The organism is Nonomuraea sp. MTCD27, from assembly GCF_041950495.1.
Taxonomy (GTDB): Bacteria; Actinomycetota; Actinomycetes; order Streptosporangiales; family Streptosporangiaceae; genus Nonomuraea.
Map to the genome: position 1 here is coordinate 63,156 of NZ_JBGNUW010000039.1, position 18,299 is coordinate 81,454.

The window sequence follows — 18,299 nt, forward strand, 5'->3', positions numbered from 1 at the left end:
GAGGGCGAGGTGCCCGACATGGGCGATGGCATCCGCGAGTCGCCGGCGCCCGCGGATGCAGCCAGACGGCCCGTGCCGAACGGGGCCCGGCGTGGCGCGAACGGGATCCTGCCGCGGATCCGGGACGGGTTCCTGCGGCGGCGCGAGGCGAGCGTGCTGGTCGTGGCGCTGGCGATGGGGGCCTACTTCGCCTCGGCCTCCGAGGCGTTCCTGACCGGCGACAACATGGTCAACATCACGCAGGCGGCCGCGCCCAGCGCCATCGTCGCCTGCGGCATCGTGCTGCTGCTGGTCAGCGGCGAGATCGATCTGTCGGTAGGGGTGGTGGCGGCGCTGGCGCCGTTCATGATGCACTACGCGATCGACTACTGGGGGCTTCCAGGCGTCCCGGCGATTCTGCTCGCCCTGCTGACCGGCACGGTCATCGGGCTGGGGAACGGGCTGGTCACGGTCGTGCTGAAGGTGCCCTCGTTCATCACCACCCTGGGCACCTTCTACCTGGTGACCGGGATCGTGCTGACCACATCGGGCGCCTATCCGGCCGAGATTCCCGCGTCGGTGGACAACGAGATCGGGCAGTGGCTGGGGGCGGCCAGCTGGGCCCATCTCGTGTGGGCTCTGGTGATCGTGGCGTTCTTCCACGTGCTGTTCGTGCGTACGCGGTGGGGGCTGCACACGATCTCCGTGGGCGGGAACCTCCTGGGTGCGCAGGAGGCAGGCGTCCGGACAGGACGCATCAAGATCGGAAATTTCATGATTGCGGGCACTTTGGGAGCTTTTGCCGGGATATTGGAAGCCTTCCGGATTCACACGATCGACCCCAACCTCGGCGGCGGCACCGGCCTGATGTTCACCGCGGTCTCGGCGGCGGTCATCGGCGGCACGGCCCTCGCCGGCGGCTCGGGCACGATCATCGGCGGTGCCCTGGGCGCGCTGGTGCTGGCCGAGCTCCAGAACGGCTTCAACCTGATCGGCATCTCCGCCAACCCGTACTTCCTGATCCTCGGAGGCGCGATCCTCCTGGCGATGATCGCCAACGTGTACCTGAGCCGGCTCAGAAGGGCGGGTAAGACGACGTGACCTCTCAGAACGCCGACACCACCGGCTCTGCCGACGGCCCTGCCGACGTCCTTCGCGTGGAGCACGTCTCCAAGCGCTTCGGCACGGTGACCGCGCTCCGCGACGTCAACATCCGCCTGGCCGAAGGTGAGGTGCTCGGACTGATCGGTGACAACGGCGCCGGCAAGTCCACCCTCATGAAGATCATCTGCGGCTTCCACCAGCCCGATACCGGCCGCATCCTGCTCGACGGCGAAGAAGTGTCGCTCAAATCCGTCGACCACGCCCGCTCTCTCGGGATCGACACCGTCTATCAGGACCTGGCGTTGATCAACGAACTGAGCGTTTATCACAACATGTTCCTCAACCGTGAGCCGGTCATCTTCGGCTGTCTTCTGAACAACCGCAAAATGCGCAGCCTGGCCCGCGAACACCTCAACGACATGGGCGTCAACATTCCGTCGGTGGATGTGGAAGTAGCCAAACTGTCGGGCGGTCAACGTCAGGCCATCGCCGTGGCCCGCTCGGTCTACTCCCGCTCCAAAATCCTCCTGCTGGACGAGCCGCTGGCCGCGATGGGTGCGAAAGAGGGCGTACAGATCCTCGACCTGGTCCGCGATCTCAAATCCCGCGGCGAGGTCTCCATCATGATCATCGCCCATAACTACGCCCAGGTCCTGGAGGTCTGCGACCGAGTCAACCTTCTCCAGCACGGCAGCATCACCTTCGACAAACCAACCGCGCGGACCTCCGTGAAGGAACTCACCGACCTGGTCGTGGAGGAATACCGCAGCGCTCGTGCCGCCGCCCAGCGCACCCCGCCCATGGACACCCCTTGAGGGTGGCGGTGCGGCACCCAATTCCACCTCTTGCCGCACACCGTTCGAGATGAGTTCGTCCGACGCGTGAATCATGCGTCGGATGTGATCCTGCGATGGTCGCTGAACACCCTGATCTGCTCAAGCGCGAATCACTGCAGGTCAGGGATATATCCGTTGGATTTCCCGCCGTTGCTGCCGGGACCCCTTCGCAGGCGGCCGGCACTCGTGCAAGCGCTACCGCTACGTCGCCCGCGCGATGGCCGCTGACTCGGCGGACGGCACGCTGCTCGCCAACGGCCCCGCCAAGCACCTGCTATCCGTTCTGAGCCGTGCCTGGGACCTGCTCCCGGACAACGCGCCGTCCCTCCTGGACCCGCGGGAGCTGACTGACGACCCGTACAACGGCCGCTACCAGCTTTGGTGGCGGCCGCCCGCCGAGGCGCCCCGCCCCCGAACTCGAACAACTCACCCTGATCTGAAAGGAACCCCTGATGGTTACGTGCTTCCACTGCCGCGAACCGGTTGACCAGTGCGGACGCGCCCTGCTGGAGAACGCTACCGACAAGGCGGTGAAGGAGATCGGCTTCGCCGTGCTCGTCGCCGAATCCGACGAGGACCAGGCCGTGTAGGTCGTCTCCGCGTAGGACGCCGCCCGCGCGGTCAACGACCTGGTGGACCTGATCGTCGCGCAGAACTACGGGATCGACGTGGACGAGGCCTTCGAGCGGGCCCACGCCACATCGATGAGGTTGCCTGCGTCTATTTAGTCATGTGACACGCTGGGAGATCTGCGTGAGTCTGCACACGTCACGCAGGTTAGAGGTTGTGGAAAAAGTCTCCGCCGAAGCTGCTGATGAAGAACTCACTGTCGCCAGAAGTTGAGAGGTTGGTGACAAGGAGCGTGACGCCGATCCCGAAGGCGATGTTGGCTTGGCGGATGCTGAAGACATTCCTGCTGTCCACTCCTTGCGCGTGATCGCCCTGATGGCGCATCTCCGAGAACCTGGCGATGCGGCGCGGTCCATCAAAGACGTGCAGCTCCGTGATCGCACTGTTCTGGCGTGCGTGGTACAGGACCAGCACCTTGTCCAGGGTGGCGCGGTCGTGTTCGGTGATTACCGGCGTTGGGATGGGTAGGTGGATCCACTCGCTCCGGCCGCCCGGGATTGTGAAGGTCACCCCGAAGCCCTGGCGGAGAGTGCGTAGATTGGCGGTCTCTGGAAATGCCGCATATCCCGACGCCCAGGACGCGAACAGCTTCTCTGCCACGATCATGCCTCTTCTCGTCGCTTGCTGACCTGCCAGGGGATCCCCTCGCAGCGTTCGCTGTCATACCAGCGAAGCCCTGCTCGCTGCCTCGGCCTGACTGCTATTCCGACATCAGGTCGGCCTGCTAGGGCCCCTTTAGGTTCGTCTGCATCGCGGGAATTGCCGTAGGTATCCCCTACTCAAGTGCATACCGACAGCTTCCGAACCCGGTGGCGAAGGCCGACCCTGGGCATGCCTCCACGTGGCGTAATTGGGCCACCGGTAGGAATCGTGCCGCACGGCCCAAACGAGCGGCATCGCCCCAGGTCACGGTGTGCGACTGTGCCACCCGCCGAGGCCGCTTTCGGTCCGTCGTTCGGGGGATGGGGCGCGATGCCGCTCGATAACGCTGGACCGGGCGTTTCCGCGAGTCGTGCTGCTCGCCAACAGCTTTTATGTCAAGCCATCCGCGAGCTCCCGGTTACGCAGCGTCGCTTTGGGCCGTGCGGCGCGATTCTTACCAGCACCCCATCTTCATGGCGCCCATCTTCATGCCGACAGCGCGCCGCCGCCAGCCGGCTGTGGCATGAGTGCGGCTTCGAGGCGGGTGGTCCGTGCGGCGCGCGGGATCGACGATGACATGGTGAGCATCGCGAGCAACGGGCTGATGTCCCTGCTGCGCGACGACCTGCACTTCGCGATGCTGCCCGAGCCGCGAACCTCGGTTATCACGGCCAAGGACGCGGTGGACGGCTGGGTCTCCGATGGGCTCTTCCAGCGCGGCCACGACGACTGGCGCTGTATCACCACGACGGTCAACCGCATGCCTGCCGCCGTGCTGTACCTCCGCACCCCCGACGACCCGGAGTACCGGCTATTTACCATCGCGGTCCTGCACATCGTCGACGAGTCCAGCGTGCGGGCCGCCGTCACCGAAGTCACCGCGGAATGAGCACCCCGACCAGCTGAACACCAACGCGACAACGCGAACATCACCGCCCCGCCGGCGTTGCCGGCAGGGCATCTTCATGCCCGAAGATCATCGTCACAATCAACGACGCCGTCGTCCCTCATCTCCAGCGAGTCGGTCAACAGCTCACACGGAACGCAAGGAAGGGCCCGGGGAAGGTTCCCCCAATAGCCGAGGGTCACGGTGAGCACGCCGGGAAGGATTTCGACCTGGCCTCACGAGCCGAGCATCTGGCCCGTGCTCATCGCCTCGTCTCGTATCGAGTCAGTACCACGCCGCCGGGAAACGTCCGCGTCTCCACCAGGTTCGGGTTCACCCAGCTGTCCAGGGCCGTGAAGAACGGCGTGCCGCCGCCCACCAGCACCGGGTGGGTGACCAGCAGGTACTCGTCGATAAGCCCGGCCCGTATGGCCGCTGCGGCAAGTGTGGCGCCGCCGATGTCCGTGGGGCCGCCGTCTTCGGTCGACCGTGCTGGTCGTCGAGGAGAACACCACCTTCGGCATGTCCCGCCAGCGGCGGGCGTACTCGATCTCAGCCGGCGTGGCGCCGGGCTGCTGGTCGGCGGTCGGCCAGTGGGAGCTCATCGTCTTCCACAGCTTGCGCCCGTACAGCGCCAGGCCGGTCGCCACCACCCGGTCGAACCACCACTGGAACAGCTCGTCCCTCCCCCCACTCCAGCCGAGGTCGTCGCCGGGCGCGGCGATGTAGCCGTCCAGGCTCAGGTTCATGCCGAAGATCAGTTTCCGCATCATGCCGGCCTCTCGTGAGCCGATCTCACACGTACAGACGGGCACGGCGCGGAACCCTGATCGGTGCGCGATCTGCGTCCGCAGGTAGTCCTCGCGTTCCGGACTCGGCACGGCGTACTCGGCTGGGCTCGAGCACCACCCAACGGATCTCGACTTCACCCTCGTACGAGCATCATCTCTGGACCCGCATTTTCGCCCCCTACCGCGTCTCCGTGGTCGGCAGTCAGATCTTCGACAGGTCGATCACGTACAACGTCTTCCCCACCGTGTAGGCGAGCAGGCGGCCCGCGCGGTCGAAGCCGGGCAGGGAGACCGCGTAGCCGCCGTGTTCGGTCGGCTCGGCCTTGATGCCCAGGTCGCCCGACCGGCCGGTGCGCAGGTCGTACAGGGCGACGGCGATGAAGCGGCGGCCGTCGACCAGCGACGTGACGTGGAAGCGATCGTGGAGGGGGAGCGTCCTCGTGCCGGGGGAGCCGGGCAGGTCACGCCGGCCGGAGCCATCGCGCGAGCGGAGGAAGGACTTTCCCTCGCGGTGGCCGGCACACGAGGCCACCGAGCACGTCGTGACCTCCTCGCCGTCATGGACGACCGCCGTACGGGTCTCGCCCGTCTCCACATTGCGGATCTTGGCAAACGGAGGGCCCTCGGCCCGGTCATAGAGGCCGGGGGTGCCGGCCCAGGGCCAGGACAGCAGGTGCAGCGAGCCGGTGTCCGGCACCGGGCTCGCCGGGCCGCCGGACGGGGGGGCGGTGTGGACGCCACCCGCGCGGGCCGAGAAGACGATTCGGTCACCGACGATCTCGACGTGGTCGAGTCCGCGCTCGCCGGCCCGGACGGTGGTGGCCACCTCCGGGGCGCCGCCGGACAGGGGGGCGGTCCAGATCTGGATGGTGCCGTCCTTGAGCATGCTCCACCAGGCGACCCGGTTGCCGCCGACGGTGAAGTCCGACGCGAACAGCACGGTGCCCTTGGGGGTGACCACGTCGGTGATCGCGCGGGGCTGGTGGGTGTCGAGGTCGTAGGCGTACAGAGTGCTGGTCTTCTCGTGGCTCGACCAGGTCGAGGCGAGCAGGGTGCGGTCGTCGATGAACTGGAGGGGGCGGAGTGCCACGCCGTCGGGAGTCTTGGCGGGGACCTTGCGCACGGCCTGCGGCCACACGTCCTCGACCGGCTGCGGGGGATCGATCGGGGTGGCGGTGGCGACCGGGGACGGGTGGCCGGGGGTGCCCGGCTGCGGCCGACCGGTGGTGATCCCGGTGGTGATCCCGGTGGTGATGTCGGCTACGACGACGACGGCCGCGGCGGCGAGGAGCGCCTGGGTGCGGTGGCGGCGTCTGCGGCAGTGGCCGTCCAGGCCCGCGGTCAGCGCGGCGGGCAGCGGGGGCGCGTTGCCGGCTGCGTGCCCGAGCGTGCGGCGCAGCGTCTCCTCGACCACGGCGTGGGACTGGGTGTGCTCGTCGCGCCGGGTCATCGGGTGCCTCCGGGGATCGGCAGGGCGTCGGCGGGGACGACGGCGCGGAGCTTGTCAAGGGCGCGGGAGGCCTGGCTGCGTACGGTGCCGCGGGAGATGCCGAGGACGGCGGCGATCTCCGCGTCGGCGAGTTGCTCGTAGTAGCGCAGCACCAATACGGCCCGTTGCTTGCGAGGCAGCCCGGCCAGTGCCTGCCACATGGCGCGTTCGTCGCCGCTGGGGAGCGCGTCGTGGTGCTCGCGGTCGGGCGGCTCGGCGGTCACCTGTTCGCGGGCGGCGCAGGCGCCAGGCGGCGATGTGCAGCCGGGCCATGGTCGTGCGGGCGTAGCTCTCCGGGTTGTCCTTGGACCGCAGCCGTGGCCAGGCCGCCCGCATCTTGAGCAGGGCCTCCTGCACCAGGTCGGCCGCGTCGTGCGGGTTCCCGGTCAGGACGTATCCGTACCGCATCAGCGCGTCACCCCGATCGGCGACGAACTCCGCGAACCTGGAGTCTTCATCCACGCTGCCTCTGCCTCTCATCGTTCTCTGTCACCTCCGAGAGCACGATCCAGCAGAAACTGTTGCAAAGAGGAGGGCCGCGCCAGGCCGGGGGCATCTGTCGCGGCCCTCTTTTCGCCGGGGAACCGCCCCGGTCGAAGAAAGCCGTTCAGGCGATCAGAGGCAAGGTGTCGGCGAAGACGCACCGGTCGGCTGGCCACATCGACGAGTTGCGATGGAGCCGGCGGCCATCTCGGTGATTGTTGATGTTGCTCTTCCAGCGCGCCGCGGCCCCTATGCTGTCCCGAAGATCACGGCTCGGTTCGTACGGAGGATGTCATGGGGGAGGCCGCGTTCTCCGCTGTCTTGCGAAGCCTGCTCGCGGCGGTCGAGGCTCGACCGGAGGACGTGGCGCTGCGCGTGCACACGGCGAAGCTGCTGCTCGACGAGGGGCATCCGGCGGCGGCGATCGCCCACTGCTCGGCGGTTCTGGAACGCGACGCCGGCAACGCGGAGGCCGTATCGGTGCTGTCCACGGCGACCGAACGTCTGCGCGACGGCGCTTCCGGAGCGGGGAGCCAGGACAGGCCCGGCTTCGACTGGAGCGCCGCGGAGCACGAGATGTCGGGCATCGTGCAGCCCGCGTTCGTGGACGCACCCGCGGCCGACACCGGGGTCGAACGCCCGGCTCTGACCTTGTCCGATGTCGGCGGCTTGGAGGAGGTGAAGCGCCGGCTCGAACTCGCGTTTCTGTTGCCCATGCGCAACCCGGAGATGCGCCGCCTGTACGGCCGCAGCCTCCCTGGCGGCCTGCTGCTGTACGGGCCGCCGGGATGCGGCAAAACCTATCTCGCCCGCGCTGTCGCCGGCGAGCTCGGAGCGCACTTCCACGCCGTGTCCCTGGCGGACGTCCTGGACATGTGGACCGGCGCGAGCGAGCGCAACCTGCACGAGATGTTCGAGATCGCTCGCCGCAACACGCCCTGCGTGCTGTTCTTCGACGAGATCGACGCGCTCGGCCAGAAGCGATCACACCTGCGGACGAGCGGCGGGATGCGCGGCGTGGTCAACCAGCTCCTGACCGAGATGGACTCGGTGCGGAGCGACAACGACGGCGTCTTCGTCCTGGGCGCGACCAACCACCCCTGGGACGTGGACAGCGCGCTGCTGCGGCCGGGACGGTTCGACCGCCTGCTGCTGGTCGCTCCTCCCGACGCGCCCGCGCGCGCGGCGATACTCCGGCACCACCTGCGTGACCGGCCGCTGGAAGGTATTGACGTGGCGAGACTGGTCGAGCGCAGCGACCATTTCTCCGGCGCCGACCTGGCGCACCTCTGTGACACCGCCGCTGAGCAGGCGATGTGGGACTCCACGCGTACGGGTAAGGTGCGTCCGATCGGGATGGCGGACTTCGAGCGGGCGTTCGAGGAGATCAAGCCGTCCATCGGGCCATGGCTGCAGGACGCGCGCAACGTCGTGTTGTTCGCCAACGCCGCCGGGAAGTTCGACGACCTGCTCGCCTACGTCAAGAGCCGGGGGATGGCGTGAATAACGCCAAGAAAGCCCTCATCATTGCCCGCAACTACGCGGAGCTGGGGCGCTGGAAGGAAGCGCTGGACGCGCTGGCGCCCGCGCTGGCCTCGGAGGAAACGGCTCACGACGCCCTCTGTCTGCGGGCCGTCTGCCTGCTCAACGACGATTCCGTCTTCCCCCAGGAGAAGCGAGCCCTCGAGACGGTGGAGTCCGCCCTTGGCCTCGATCCATACAGCGCGCGGGCGCACTGCCTGAGGGCCCATATCCTTCTCTGGCTCGGCAGGACGGGCGCCGCCCTCAAGGCCGCCACTGAAGCGGCGAGACTCGATCCGGACGGCGTGCCGACGCTGACGATGCTGTCCAGGTGCCAGATCAAGGCCTGCAGAGCCGATGACGCGTGGCGCACCGCCCAGGCGGCCGTCGAGGCGGATCCGCACGACCCGGCCGCCTACCTCGCGCTGGCCCGGGCCGCACGCGCGCGACGCGATCTGCAAGAGGCGGAGCGCGCCTACCGTGCCGGGCTCCGCCTGGATCCTCACCATGAGGACCTCGTGCTCGGTCTCGCTGACCTTCTGTACGTGGACAGCCGCCAGTGGGAGGCGGCGGAGGCGTATCTCGCCGCGGCCCGGATCAACCCGAGGAGCGGCACGCTCCCCAAAGCGCTCGGAGAGGTCTGGTTCCTGCTGCGGACGTCCAGGGAGGGCTGGCAGCGGAACCCCAGGCCCATGGACGCGCCCCAGGTGGAAAGGATCGACGAGCTTCTCGCCGCCTCCTCGCCGCGGATCGAGGCAGCCGTGCGTGAACTCCTCGTCGCGATCGTCGAGGTCCGCACCGAAGTGGACGAGGCGCTGGAACAAGCCCTGAACATCCTGGGTACGCTGGCCGAATCCGTCGGCGCGCACCTCTTCGACTATCCGGCACCTGGCAAAATGATGCCGGCGTTCGACCATCCCATGCCCGAGCTGATCCCGCCCGAGAAGAATTGGCACATCCTCGGGATGAAGGCCGACCCGTTGCCCGGCTCTTCCTACCACGTCAACCTTGCCGCCGCGGGTTTGCGCTACGACGCGGAGCGCACGGCCGAGTATGGCGAGCAGTTCGGCACGGCCGCGACGACGGGCACCGACCTGCTTCTGGAGGACGGCGACGGCCAGAACTTCCACGAGATCCTCCGTGTCATCCATGCCAGGACGACGCGGCTCGACGCCGCCTACCGCGCCTGCGCCGACGCTCTGTCGGCGTTCTCCGGCAGCCTGCAGGCGGCCCAGGACCAGGTCGAGGCCGCTCTGCGATGGGCCGAGGACGCGGTCAGGCAGCTCGAGTACGCGCAGGAGAAGGAGGAGTGGGAGAAGGAACGCCACCAGGCGATCGACGCCGCGATCGACGCCGTCGCCTGCTACGAGGAGGCCGAGGCCCGCTGCGTGCAGGCTGTTCGCGAGACGCTGCGGCAGTTGCGGGCCGGCTGACGGGAAGCGGCTCAGCCGGTGTAGTCGTGGGTATGGTCGTCCAGCCCGGCCATGGAGCTGGGGCGATGTCAACTGACTCCACGGTAGTGATCTTGTCGAGAACCGAACGAGACTCTCGACAAGATCAACAAGCTGCCTGTCATGCGTCGCCAAGCGAGCTGAGAGCACCGATGCTCAACCGGGCGCTCAGATCGAGACGCACCTCGCCGTAGGGGCGGACGTGCAGTCAGAACAGCGGGGTCAGTCCGCGCCGGTCGACCGGGGTGAGCAGGGCGGACCACTCGGGATCGGCGAGAACGTCTTGAAACATCAGGACATTCACCATGACCAGCGAGGCCTGCAAGATCCGAAGACACAGAGTCGTCATCTCCACCTCGTCGCGCCGGTTGGTGGAGATCTCGCCGCCGCGGCCGTAGCAGATCACCGAGTCGGCGCGGTTCCACGCCTCGACCACGTTCAGCCCTTCCTCGATCTCTCGCTGCAGGTCGCGGTCGTACAAGTAGCGGGCGACGAACGTGGTGCGCGCCGCCCGGCCGATCTCCAGCATCGCCTGGTAGGCCGGGTGCGAGGCAGTGGGGGTGAAGCGCGACAAGATGGCCTCGGTGGAGGCGGTGCGGGTGCGGATCGCGGTGGCGTACTTGACGACCTGGTCGTCGCTTTTGGCGATGATGTCCCAGCGGATCGGCCTGGTCATCGCCGACGCCGGGTTCGCGTACCGGGCCAGATCTCCGTAGTCGGCCTGGTGAAGCTTGACCCGGTTGATCTGCTTGATGCGCGGCAGCAGATCCACGTTCAGCAATCGGGTGACTCCGAAGCCAGGCTCTGGCTCCCCGTGTGAGTCCACGTAGTTGCCCTCGACCTTCATGGTGGTGCCGTGCCGGATGGCGCCCTCCACCATGGCGGCCACCTCGGAGGCCGATGCCTTGAGCGTCTGCGAGTGCACCACCACCGACCCGCGTTCGACGTGCCAGTACACCAGGATCCCGCGGCCGCCGTAGCGGGAACACTCAGTGAACAGGTTCTGATCCCACGCGCGGAAGTGGGTGGAGTCGGAGGCGACCGCGGTGGAGCCCTGCCCCCACAGACCGGTGTCACGGGCGGCGAAGGTGGCGTTGGCGATCTCGACCGCGATGGTCTGGGCCACCTCTGGGTCAGGTGGCGGCGGCGGACGTAGCGCAGGTCCTCCTCGCTGTGGGCGTGCGCGCCAGTCGCTCAGCCAGCACGTCCGGGTGCATGTGGCCGGTGCCGGTCGCCGCGGTCACCTCGGCCAGGCAGCCGGTGCGCAGGATCGCCTCCTTGAGGATGTCGATCAGCGGGACGGCACTCCAACGGCGGGCGACCTCGTTCTTGATCCGGCGCAGGTTGCGCGGCTCGGGGGCGGCCTCGATCGGCGTCAGCTTGATCGCTCCCGCCTTACGGTCGCTGATCTCCACCCAGTCCAGAGAGGGCAGCGCGTCGTTCGGCTTCGCCAGGGCGCTGGTCATCTCCTCGCGCGGGCTGTCGCAGAACTCTGTCGGGTCCAGGGGCTTGCGCAGTTCGCGGTAGTGCTCGGCGCGGCGTGCCTCGAAGTCGGTGGGCAGGTCCTCGTCCGGGTTGCGCCACCGGTCGGCGCCGACGACCCAGATCTCCTTGCAGCGCAGCTGCTCCCGCAGGGTCTGGAAGGTGGCCACCTCGTACACCATGCGCGCCACGCGGCGTCGGCCGCGGGTGTCGTGCGGTAGACCAGGTCGGCCCAGTCCTTGAGGGTGCCCTTGTGCTCGGGCGTGGTCTCGCCGAGCGGGTAGTAGGTGGTGTTGCCGGCCTTGGCGTAGCGCTTGACCAGCTTGAGCGCGTCGATGACGGGTTGGTGGGCGGTGTTGTTGAAACGGAACTCCAGCACCTCCAGCAGCTCGATCAGGCCTCGCCGGTAGTGGTTGGTGTAGGAGGCCTTCAATGTGGTCTGCACAGTGCGCCGGTAGACCGGGCCCTTGGTCTTGAACTCGTGCACCAGCTCGCGCAGCGTCTGTTCGCCGCCGCGCACCGCGGGGAAGACGACCTCGCGCACCGTGCCGTCCGGCGCGGCCAGCGAGGCGTCGGCGATGGTAAACAGGAAGTTCTCCTTACCCGATACCCGCTTGAAGGCGTTGATGAGCTCCTCGGTGACCTCCCGCTCCCGCTCCACCAGCAGACGGCCAGCAGGGTGACCGTGGCTTCCGGCGCGTTGCGGGCCCGCCGGCGCAGGTGCGAGGGAGACTCCACAGCATCGAATCCAGGCTCACGTTGCCCGGCATCGCCTTGATCGGCGACAGGGCCGAGCCCTCATCCTCGTCAAGATCGTCATCGCTCTCCACTCTCTCCACCGCGGTGTTGCCGGCGGCCACCAGGGCGAGCCCCCGGACCACCGTCGCCGCATCCAGCCGCGCCGCGATCCGGTGAAACCATGCTTGCCCCGCGTTGTGCAGTGCCGACCGTACAATCCGAGTGATCCGCCCCGGTGAGGGCGGCGCTATCCGTTCGGCCCGGCACTGCTTGAGCAGTTCCTCGCGGACCCGGTCGGACTGTCGTTCGGCGTGCACGCGACGTTCACGGCCAGCCAGTCGGCGAGCTTGTCGGCGTCGGCGACCGACAATCCCGGAAGCCGGGATGGTCGCGGATCTCGCCGCGATGACGCTCGATCGTCCGGCCTGACCAGTCGTACAAGCCCAAGCTGCCGGCCGCCGTCTTGGTCTGCTTCGCGACGTAGTCCACCACTCGTCAGGAAACTCCGCCCGCCCACGCGGGAGGCGCCCGTGCTGCGTGAAGTACGTCAGCAACAGCGCGAAGGCCAGACGAGTGCCTTCCTGCTTCGCACTGACCAGGCCCACCTCATGCTCAGCACAGTCCAGTGCTCGATGAGTTCATCCATGCCAAGCGGCGGACGTTCCATGCCCATAGATCCGCGCCAGACGCTTCGGCATTACAGAAGGTCAGGCTAGGGATCTTCGAGGTTTGGCGGCCTATGACACATCGGTTGACGGCACCCCTAGTTCGGCCATCCAAACTCCGCCCGAAGTCATCTCTCGATGCCGGATGGACCAGGCGTATTCCCGGCGTATTCCATGCTGCTGCCGGCGAGTGCAACGATCACTCCGGTGAACCTCGGGCCGCCGGGATCGCTCATGTCAGAAGCCTCGTCGGAGGCCGTATTCCACCCCCTGGCACCAGGCGCTCCGGCGGGCTGATCTTCGTCCGAGAGAAGGAAGAACGATGAACCCGCTCAAAACGGTCACCGTCGGAGTCGCTGTCGCGGTGGCGAGCGTCATTCTCGCGCAACCGGCCTTGGCGGCGAGTTTTCAACGGGATGTCGGAGACGGGATCGTCCGCTACGCCGACCCTGCCAACGAGCTGTGCGTCCGGGCCGATGACACCACGGGAACGGCCTGGGTGGAGGTGACCCTGACCCGCCCGGGTGTGATCGGAAAGCCCATCGTCGTCAGAGACGACAACATCCGGCACCCCGGCGCCACCTGTGCGGTGCTCCCCGGCTTCGAAGACGTCACCTACCGGGCCGTCCACGAGAGCTACTGGAGCGGGCGAGGCACCGTCCTGCGCGGGATGTTCACCTTCGGGACCTGACGCTCAGGCAGGGCCCCCGCACCGTCGATCGCCGCTCTTCGTCGCGATCCGCCACGAGGCGATACCTCGCACATCTCTCCCCGCCGGCCACGCGGAGGGCTGAAGTGCACGCTCCAAGGCCAACCGAACCAACCGAAACATCTCTTGCTGGAGGGCTGTTGAAGACACGCATGCTGGGCGCCGCGCTGGGCATCGCAGCATTGAGCGGGCTGCTGGTGGCAAGCCCGGCGCAGGCGAGAGACGATGTGGCCTCCGCCCACGTGAACCCCTATCGCGACCACGGTGGCGGGTCCGTCCGGGCGGCCGTCGACTTCACCAGTCGGACGAGGGTCGTCTTTCGGAACTTCACGGTGCGCGACATCTGTCCCGGCGACAACGCTCCGGTGAAGGCTCAGATTGTCTGGGTTCACATGGACGGAACCAAGGGGAGAAGCGCCTGGAGGTCGGACACCAACGGCTGCGGCGCCCACGGCACCAACTTCGGAACCATCACCCACACCGGCAGCAAGCACATCAGAAAGGTCTACCTATCGCTGCGTGTCTACGCCCGATCAGGCGGGATCCGGGCTGTCGCCCTCAGCGACGACGAAGACAACGAGTACACCTGAGCCGATGGGGCCCGCGGCATGCTCAAGGGGCGCCGCCGGCCTGTACGCGTACCTCTGCGCCCGCGAACCCTGGGGCCGAGCCACGTCCACCACCGGAACCGGCGTGGCCACGGAAGGAAGCCAGGCCCGAGTGCCGGGGCATTTCGGCCAGATCTATAGCGCTTCGTCCGCCGCACACTGCGAGAAACCCCCGCAAACGCTTCACCATTTTCCGAAACACGCTGCACATATGGGAGACGAGGCCAGAGTGGCCGAGTTCTCCAGGAAAGGATCACCATGCTCGGCATTGTCCGACGTTCTGCCCTTGCAGGCGCGCTCGCGATGAGCCTCGCCGCGGCCACCGTCGGCTTCGCACCTCCCTCGGCCGCGGCGACACCGCCGTACGGACTCCTCAAGCTGGTCTTCAGGTGTGCCCACGTGGGGGGCGTGTCGGTCACGGTCGTGGGTCCGGGCGTCGCGGCCAGCGCGCGCGACGACAACGGCACGCACTACTTCCGGGGCCGGCCCGGCGCCTACCGGGTGAAGCGCCTCGCGAACGGACGGATCGCACCGAGATCCAGGCTCATCCAGATCCCGAAGTTCTCGACCCGCACCGTCAATGTCTGCTCCCTCAAGTGGCCCGGGCGCCCGTGACCCTGGGCCGCCTTTCTTGATCTCGCCCTCGCCAGTGCCCTTCTCCCGGGCTCCCACGATCACTCTCGGGTGCGGGTGGGCCGCACCGGTTCCGGCGACTCTCGGCTGCTGGTCACACTCGCCCCGTTTCTGGGCTTCGTCGATGCGCGCCCGATTGTCGACGATCTCCATCAGGCGGGGCCGTTGTCGAGGGTCGACCTGCAGAGGTGAGGCGCATTCAATCGCCCGTAGCGAGGGGCTGCAGCTGACCGGTGAGGTGGCCTGCTGCAGCAGCTGACCAAACGGGTGCTGGAGTCGGCCCTGGAAGGCGAAATCACCGATCACCTCGGCCATGACTGGCACGACCCGGCCGGGAAGGACAGCGGCAACAGCCGCGATGGCAGTCGCACCAAGACCGTGGTGACCGACGTCGGCCCGGTCGAGGTGCGGGTGCCGCGCGATGTGGCGGGCACCTTCGAGCCCCAGCTGGTGCGCAAGCGGCAGCGCCGGCTGTCCGGCGTGGACGAGATGGTCTTGTCCCTGGACCATCTCCACCATCACCGACAAGCGACTGTTCGCGGTCACCCACCCCATTGGGTACACAAAGTAGCAGCATTGCTACTATAAGTGCATGACGAGCAGCGATTCGGCCGGTCAATACGGCAGGGAGTTGTGCGTGGGAGCGGTCGTTCCGCACACCGGCAGGCTGTCGCGGCTCGGCGACCCCCTCACCTTCGCCATCGAGTTCTTGCGCCCCGCTCTGCGTCACATCATCAACGGTAGACACCGCTATCCCGTGCGGCTGGCCTGGCGCGACAGCCGCTCCAACCCGGTCACCGCCCGCCAGGCCGTACGGGATCTCATCCAGTTGGACAACGCCCAGATCGTGGTGACCATGGCAGGCACCCAGGTGTTGCCCGCGGTGGCCGACACGTGTGAGGAACTCGGCGTGCCGTGCCTTTCCACCGCGTTCCCCTGGCAGGGTTTCGTGTACGGGCGCGGCGGCGATCCCTCGCGGCCTTTCACCTGGACAAACCACTTCGCCTGGGGCATCGACGACATCGCGGACGTCTTCGCCGAGTTGTGGCAGCGCTGTATGCCGCGTCCCCGCGTGGGCTGCGTATGGAACGACGATCTGCAGGGACAGCTGCTGCGCCATCCCGGGTACGGTTTCCTGCCCCGCGCGCGGGCGCGAGGCCACGTCATCAACGACCCGGGGAGTTATCACGAGCCTGCCGACGGCTTCGAGGGGCACATCCGTCAATTCCTGGACGAGGACATCGAGGTGGTCACCAGCGCTGCCACCGAGGCCGATCTCACGCTCTTCTACCGGCAGGCCATCGAGCAGGGACTACGGCCTCGCCTGATCACCTCCTCGCGCTGGCTGGCCTACCCGTGCACGGCCGAGGAGAGCGCGCTCGCTCGGGCGTGCGTGGCTACCTTGATCTACTGGTCCCCGCGCCACCCATACCGCTCCAGCCTGGATGCTACGACGACCGCACAACTCGCCGACGCCTACGAGCAGCGCACAGGCAACCGATGGTTGCAGCCCCTGGGACTCGCCCACGCGTTGCTGGAAGTGGCCGCCCATGTCCTGGCCACTGCCGACGATCCGACCTGTCGGCGCTCGGTGGCCGCGACGGTCGGCCGTACCCGGCTTGACACCATCGCCGGAACACTCGACTGGACCGCTGGTCCGACCCCCAACGTGGCACTCGTGCCGCTGGCCGGCGGCCAGTGGCAGACGGGACGGCGCCATCGCAGCGAGCTGGCGATCGTGACCAACACGGGCCTGCCCGAGGTGGCCGTCGAGGCTGACCTCACGCCCACGCGCTGACACTCCTTGATCGTCCCCGTCCACTTGCTGTGAAGATAGGCCAACGTGCCACATGTGTAAGAAGAGATCAGCGGGCTCTAACCTGCGGCAAGAGACCATAAAGGCACGGAACTCCCAGAGCTGCGGCGAGCCGCCACTCGGTTGATCAGTGGGTACGGCGGGGTGCCAGGACTTCGGTGACCTTGGCGATGGCTTCGGCGCCGGGTTTGACGTCGCGCATGGCGGTGCGGGGGTTCTTGTGGCGGGTCTTGCCCATGATGAGCTGCAGCGGGATCTCGGCGTCGCCGAGGTGGGTGGCGGCGCTGTGGCGCAGCTGGTGCAGGTCGAGCCCGGCGTGCTTGTCCAGCAGGACGCGAGCGCGGTCGTAGCCGAGGCGGGCGCGGCCGGCGTGCGGGGCAGATGTCGGCGGCCGCCGGCCGACGAGCGGGCACAGGGCGTCGTTCGGACAGGAAGGGCGGGCCGTGCGTGCGCGTACTGCCGTCCGGCAGTGCCAGGACCTCCGCGGCCAGGACCTCCGCGGCCAGGACCTCCGCGGCCCGGGCCGCCGTTTCATAAAGCATCCGCCACAGCGTCTTCCCTCCGGAGCGGGATGTCGCGGCGGGACAGCAGCCGGTGGATGGTGGTCTTGGCGACCGCGCGGGTCTCGTCGGCGCTCTCCTTACGCCGTTCGGCCTCAGCCGGCACTGACGGTGCGGCCCAGTGCTTCTTGGCCTGGCACCAGGACAGCCAGGAGGTGACGGCGGCGCGGTTGCGGTTCCAGGCCGCCGGCGCGCTCGCTCCCCACAGCTCGGTGAGCGCGGTGCCGATCTCGTCGTCGGCGACGTCGGCGAGCGGCCGGTCGCGGCCGAGCGGCGCAGTGATGCGGTCGATGGCCGAGGCGTAGGCGCGGTGGGTGTTGGGGTTGGCCGGTTGCGGGGTGGCGAGAAAGGCGTCGGCGGCCGAGGCGAGACTGACGTGCCCGGCGCGTAAGGCGGCGACCTTCGGCGCCGGGCTCATGCCGGCCGCCCGGCAGTGCTGATCGTGCCGGGCCGAGCGATGTACCGGATAACGTGCCGGAGTCGCGCACCGCCCCGGTAGAGGGTTGTCCTGGTCGCCGCGCCGCCGTGATCGCTCATTTACGCAATAAGCCATCATCACGTACATGACTGTGGCCATCGTCGGCCTGATCGTCATGACCTTTGTTCTGTCGCAGCGAAGGTTGAGCGATTCTCATCGAAGTTTGAGCGATCGTGGCTCTACCGCTGTGCTCCCCAGCCGCCTCCTGGCGTTTGCCGCGGTCGATGTCAGCTGCCGGGGTGCCCAACTCGGCGCTTGGACAGAACCGGACCGGGTCACTAGGGAGTGTCTGACAATTCGGTGTTGCGGAGCCAGAGCATGAGCGAGGCGATGGTGGCGCCTGCCAGGTAGCGGCTGGCCAGCTTGTCGAAGCGGCTGGCGGTGGCACGCCATTGCTTGAGTTTGCCGATGCAGCGCTCAAGCAGCTTTCTACAGTGCACCTATATAGCTGTTAGGCCCGAGTTTCGCAGTTAGTGGGCAGACGAGAGCGCTGAATTGGGTGTTTGACCTGGGACAACGGGCGTGGGAGAGCCTGCGAGTCGTGTGTCCACGCCTGTGTGCTGGGTTCTTGCTGGTCGGAGGCTATTCGGCAGGTTGCAGGCCGCTCATCTTTGGCGGCAATGCGACGGCGCAGTCTTTGAAGATCTGAGCCTGGGCGGGGGTGAGGCGGGTGGTCCTTGTCGGCGCGCTCCAGGCCGGGGATGGCGACGGTGTGGTTGATCCACTCGGCTGCGGCGAGCTTGGAGGAGGGGGCCACGGCGCGGTTGGCGACCAGCGCGAACAAGATCCGTTCGATGT

Annotated in this window: 18 protein-coding genes and 3 pseudogenes; 11 read left to right on the forward strand and 10 right to left on the reverse strand. The window is 67.7% G+C overall.

Annotation, left to right across the window (positions count from 1 at the left end):
* The first annotated feature begins 18 nt into the window (after positions 1-18).
* From ACBJ59_RS58980 to ACBJ59_RS58990, 3 genes are all read left to right on the forward strand, one after another.
* Complete coding sequence (locus tag ACBJ59_RS58980; RefSeq protein WP_375118704.1) at positions 19-1,080, forward strand: ABC transporter permease; 1,062 nt, start codon at positions 19-21, stop codon at positions 1,078-1,080.
* A complete protein-coding gene (locus ACBJ59_RS58985) occupies positions 1,077-1,898 on the forward strand; it encodes an ATP-binding cassette domain-containing protein (RefSeq protein WP_375118705.1) in 822 nt (273 codons plus the stop codon). Before ACBJ59_RS58980 ends, ACBJ59_RS58985 begins: the two co-directional genes overlap by 4 nt.
* 473 nt (positions 1,899-2,371) lie before the next feature.
* Positions 2,372-2,509, forward strand: coding sequence for a hypothetical protein (locus ACBJ59_RS58990; protein WP_375118706.1), 138 nt, complete (start codon positions 2,372-2,374; stop codon positions 2,507-2,509).
* Positions 2,510-2,696: 187 nt separating this feature from the next.
* On the opposite strand, the gene ACBJ59_RS58995 is transcribed toward ACBJ59_RS58990, so the two are convergent.
* On the reverse strand, positions 2,697-3,155 hold the full coding sequence (locus tag ACBJ59_RS58995) for a DUF6623 family protein (RefSeq protein WP_375118707.1): 459 nt from the start codon (positions 3,153-3,155) through the stop codon (positions 2,697-2,699).
* A gap of 613 nt (positions 3,156-3,768) precedes the next feature.
* Here ACBJ59_RS58995 and ACBJ59_RS59000 point away from each other — a divergent pair.
* Positions 3,769-4,080, forward strand: coding sequence for a hypothetical protein (locus ACBJ59_RS59000; protein ID WP_375118708.1), 312 nt, complete (start codon positions 3,769-3,771; stop codon positions 4,078-4,080).
* Positions 4,081-4,339: 259 nt separating this feature from the next.
* Here ACBJ59_RS59000 and ACBJ59_RS59005 read toward each other — a convergent pair.
* The 4 genes and pseudogenes from ACBJ59_RS59005 to ACBJ59_RS59020 all read right to left on the reverse strand — a co-directional run.
* A pseudogene (locus ACBJ59_RS59005) lies at positions 4,340-4,847 on the reverse strand (dihydrofolate reductase family protein).
* Positions 4,848-5,070: 223 nt separating this feature from the next.
* Positions 5,071-6,318, reverse strand: a complete 1,248-nt coding sequence (locus ACBJ59_RS59010) for a TolB family protein (protein WP_375118709.1) — start codon at positions 6,316-6,318, stop codon at positions 5,071-5,073.
* Positions 6,315-6,581 carry a sigma-70 family RNA polymerase sigma factor gene (locus tag ACBJ59_RS59015; protein WP_375118710.1) on the reverse strand — a complete coding sequence of 89 codons (267 nt, stop codon included), beginning with the start codon at positions 6,579-6,581 and terminating at the stop codon, positions 6,315-6,317. The genes ACBJ59_RS59010 and ACBJ59_RS59015 overlap by 4 nt, the downstream gene beginning before the upstream one ends.
* A 73-nt stretch (positions 6,582-6,654) precedes the next feature.
* Positions 6,655-6,837, reverse strand: a pseudogene (locus ACBJ59_RS59020) (sigma factor); the annotation flags it as partial.
* Positions 6,838-7,134: 297 nt separating this feature from the next.
* Between ACBJ59_RS59020 and ACBJ59_RS59025 the strand changes: the two are divergent.
* Both ACBJ59_RS59025 and ACBJ59_RS59030 read left to right on the forward strand, forming a co-directional pair.
* A complete protein-coding gene (locus ACBJ59_RS59025; protein WP_375118711.1) occupies positions 7,135-8,343 on the forward strand; it encodes an AAA family ATPase in 1,209 nt (402 codons plus the stop codon).
* Positions 8,340-9,794, forward strand: a complete 1,455-nt coding sequence (locus ACBJ59_RS59030; RefSeq protein WP_375118712.1) for a tetratricopeptide repeat protein — start codon at positions 8,340-8,342, stop codon at positions 9,792-9,794. Before ACBJ59_RS59025 ends, ACBJ59_RS59030 begins: the two co-directional genes overlap by 4 nt.
* A 226-nt stretch (positions 9,795-10,020) precedes the next feature.
* On the opposite strand, the gene ACBJ59_RS59035 is transcribed toward ACBJ59_RS59030, so the two are convergent.
* Genes ACBJ59_RS59035 through ACBJ59_RS59045 form a run of 3 tightly spaced genes read right to left on the reverse strand, consistent with a single transcriptional unit; the run spans position 10,021 to position 11,955 of the window.
* Positions 10,021-10,938 (reverse strand): Tn3 family transposase, encoded by a 918-nt coding sequence (locus tag ACBJ59_RS59035; protein ID WP_375118713.1) that lies wholly within the window; start codon positions 10,936-10,938, stop codon positions 10,021-10,023.
* A gap of 7 nt (positions 10,939-10,945) precedes the next feature.
* Entirely contained in the window at positions 10,946-11,278 is a 333-nt protein-coding gene (locus tag ACBJ59_RS59040) for a hypothetical protein (protein WP_375118714.1), read from the reverse strand.
* A complete protein-coding gene (locus ACBJ59_RS59045; protein WP_375118715.1) occupies positions 11,275-11,955 on the reverse strand; it encodes a hypothetical protein in 681 nt (226 codons plus the stop codon). The genes ACBJ59_RS59040 and ACBJ59_RS59045 overlap by 4 nt, the downstream gene beginning before the upstream one ends.
* A gap of 1,064 nt (positions 11,956-13,019) precedes the next feature.
* Between ACBJ59_RS59045 and ACBJ59_RS59050 the strand changes: the two genes are divergently transcribed.
* The 5 genes and pseudogenes from ACBJ59_RS59050 (at position 13,020) to ACBJ59_RS59070 (ending at position 16,445) form a co-directional block, all read left to right on the forward strand.
* Positions 13,020-13,388, forward strand: coding sequence for a hypothetical protein (locus ACBJ59_RS59050; protein WP_375118716.1), 369 nt, complete (start codon positions 13,020-13,022; stop codon positions 13,386-13,388).
* 158 nt (positions 13,389-13,546) lie between these two features.
* Positions 13,547-13,996: a hypothetical protein gene (locus ACBJ59_RS59055; protein ID WP_375118717.1), complete on the forward strand. Its 450-nt coding sequence runs from the start codon at positions 13,547-13,549 to the stop codon at positions 13,994-13,996.
* A gap of 276 nt (positions 13,997-14,272) precedes the next feature.
* On the forward strand, positions 14,273-14,629 hold the full coding sequence (locus ACBJ59_RS59060; RefSeq protein ID WP_375118718.1) for a hypothetical protein: 357 nt from the start codon (positions 14,273-14,275) through the stop codon (positions 14,627-14,629).
* 220 nt (positions 14,630-14,849) lie between these two features.
* A pseudogene (locus ACBJ59_RS59065) lies at positions 14,850-15,151 on the forward strand (transposase); the annotation flags it as partial.
* An 88-nt stretch (positions 15,152-15,239) separates the two neighbouring features.
* The gene (locus ACBJ59_RS59070) at positions 15,240-16,445 is read left to right on the forward strand and encodes an ABC transporter substrate-binding protein (protein WP_375118719.1); all 1,206 of its coding nucleotides are present in this window, start codon (positions 15,240-15,242) and stop codon (positions 16,443-16,445) included.
* Between the two features lie 145 nt (positions 16,446-16,590).
* Here ACBJ59_RS59070 and ACBJ59_RS59075 read toward each other — a convergent pair whose 3' ends face one another.
* Both ACBJ59_RS59075 and ACBJ59_RS59080 read right to left on the reverse strand, forming a co-directional pair.
* Entirely contained in the window at positions 16,591-16,998 is a 408-nt protein-coding gene (locus ACBJ59_RS59075) for a hypothetical protein (RefSeq protein ID WP_375118720.1), read from the reverse strand.
* On the reverse strand, positions 16,995-17,441 hold the full coding sequence (locus ACBJ59_RS59080; protein WP_375118721.1) for a hypothetical protein: 447 nt from the start codon (positions 17,439-17,441) through the stop codon (positions 16,995-16,997). The genes ACBJ59_RS59075 and ACBJ59_RS59080 overlap by 4 nt, the downstream gene beginning before the upstream one ends.
* Positions 17,442-18,299 lie beyond the last annotated feature (858 nt).

Excerpts from the sequence above, each read along its gene's own strand:
- ACBJ59_RS59080 (WP_375118721.1), bottom strand. The coding sequence starts at position 17,441 with ATGAGCCCGGCGCCGAAGGTCGCCGCCTTACGCGCCGGGCACGTCAGT.
- ACBJ59_RS59010 (WP_375118709.1), bottom strand. The coding sequence starts at position 6,318 with ATGACCCGGCGCGACGAGCACACCCAGTCCCACGCCGTGGTCGAGGAG.
- ACBJ59_RS59070 (WP_375118719.1), top strand. The coding sequence starts at position 15,240 with ATGACGAGCAGCGATTCGGCCGGTCAATACGGCAGGGAGTTGTGCGTG.
- ACBJ59_RS59025 (WP_375118711.1), top strand. The coding sequence starts at position 7,135 with ATGGGGGAGGCCGCGTTCTCCGCTGTCTTGCGAAGCCTGCTCGCGGCG.
- ACBJ59_RS59060 (WP_375118718.1), top strand. The coding sequence starts at position 14,273 with ATGCTCGGCATTGTCCGACGTTCTGCCCTTGCAGGCGCGCTCGCGATG.
- ACBJ59_RS58990 (WP_375118706.1), top strand. The coding sequence starts at position 2,372 with ATGGTTACGTGCTTCCACTGCCGCGAACCGGTTGACCAGTGCGGACGC.
- ACBJ59_RS59000 (WP_375118708.1), top strand. The coding sequence starts at position 3,769 with ATGGTGAGCATCGCGAGCAACGGGCTGATGTCCCTGCTGCGCGACGAC.
- ACBJ59_RS59040 (WP_375118714.1), bottom strand. The coding sequence starts at position 11,278 with ATGACCAGCGCCCTGGCGAAGCCGAACGACGCGCTGCCCTCTCTGGAC.
- ACBJ59_RS58980 (WP_375118704.1), top strand. The coding sequence starts at position 19 with ATGGGCGATGGCATCCGCGAGTCGCCGGCGCCCGCGGATGCAGCCAGA.
- ACBJ59_RS59075 (WP_375118720.1), bottom strand. The coding sequence starts at position 16,998 with ATGAAACGGCGGCCCGGGCCGCGGAGGTCCTGGCCGCGGAGGTCCTGG.
- ACBJ59_RS59050 (WP_375118716.1), top strand. The coding sequence starts at position 13,020 with ATGAACCCGCTCAAAACGGTCACCGTCGGAGTCGCTGTCGCGGTGGCG.
- ACBJ59_RS58995 (WP_375118707.1), bottom strand. The coding sequence starts at position 3,155 with ATGATCGTGGCAGAGAAGCTGTTCGCGTCCTGGGCGTCGGGATATGCG.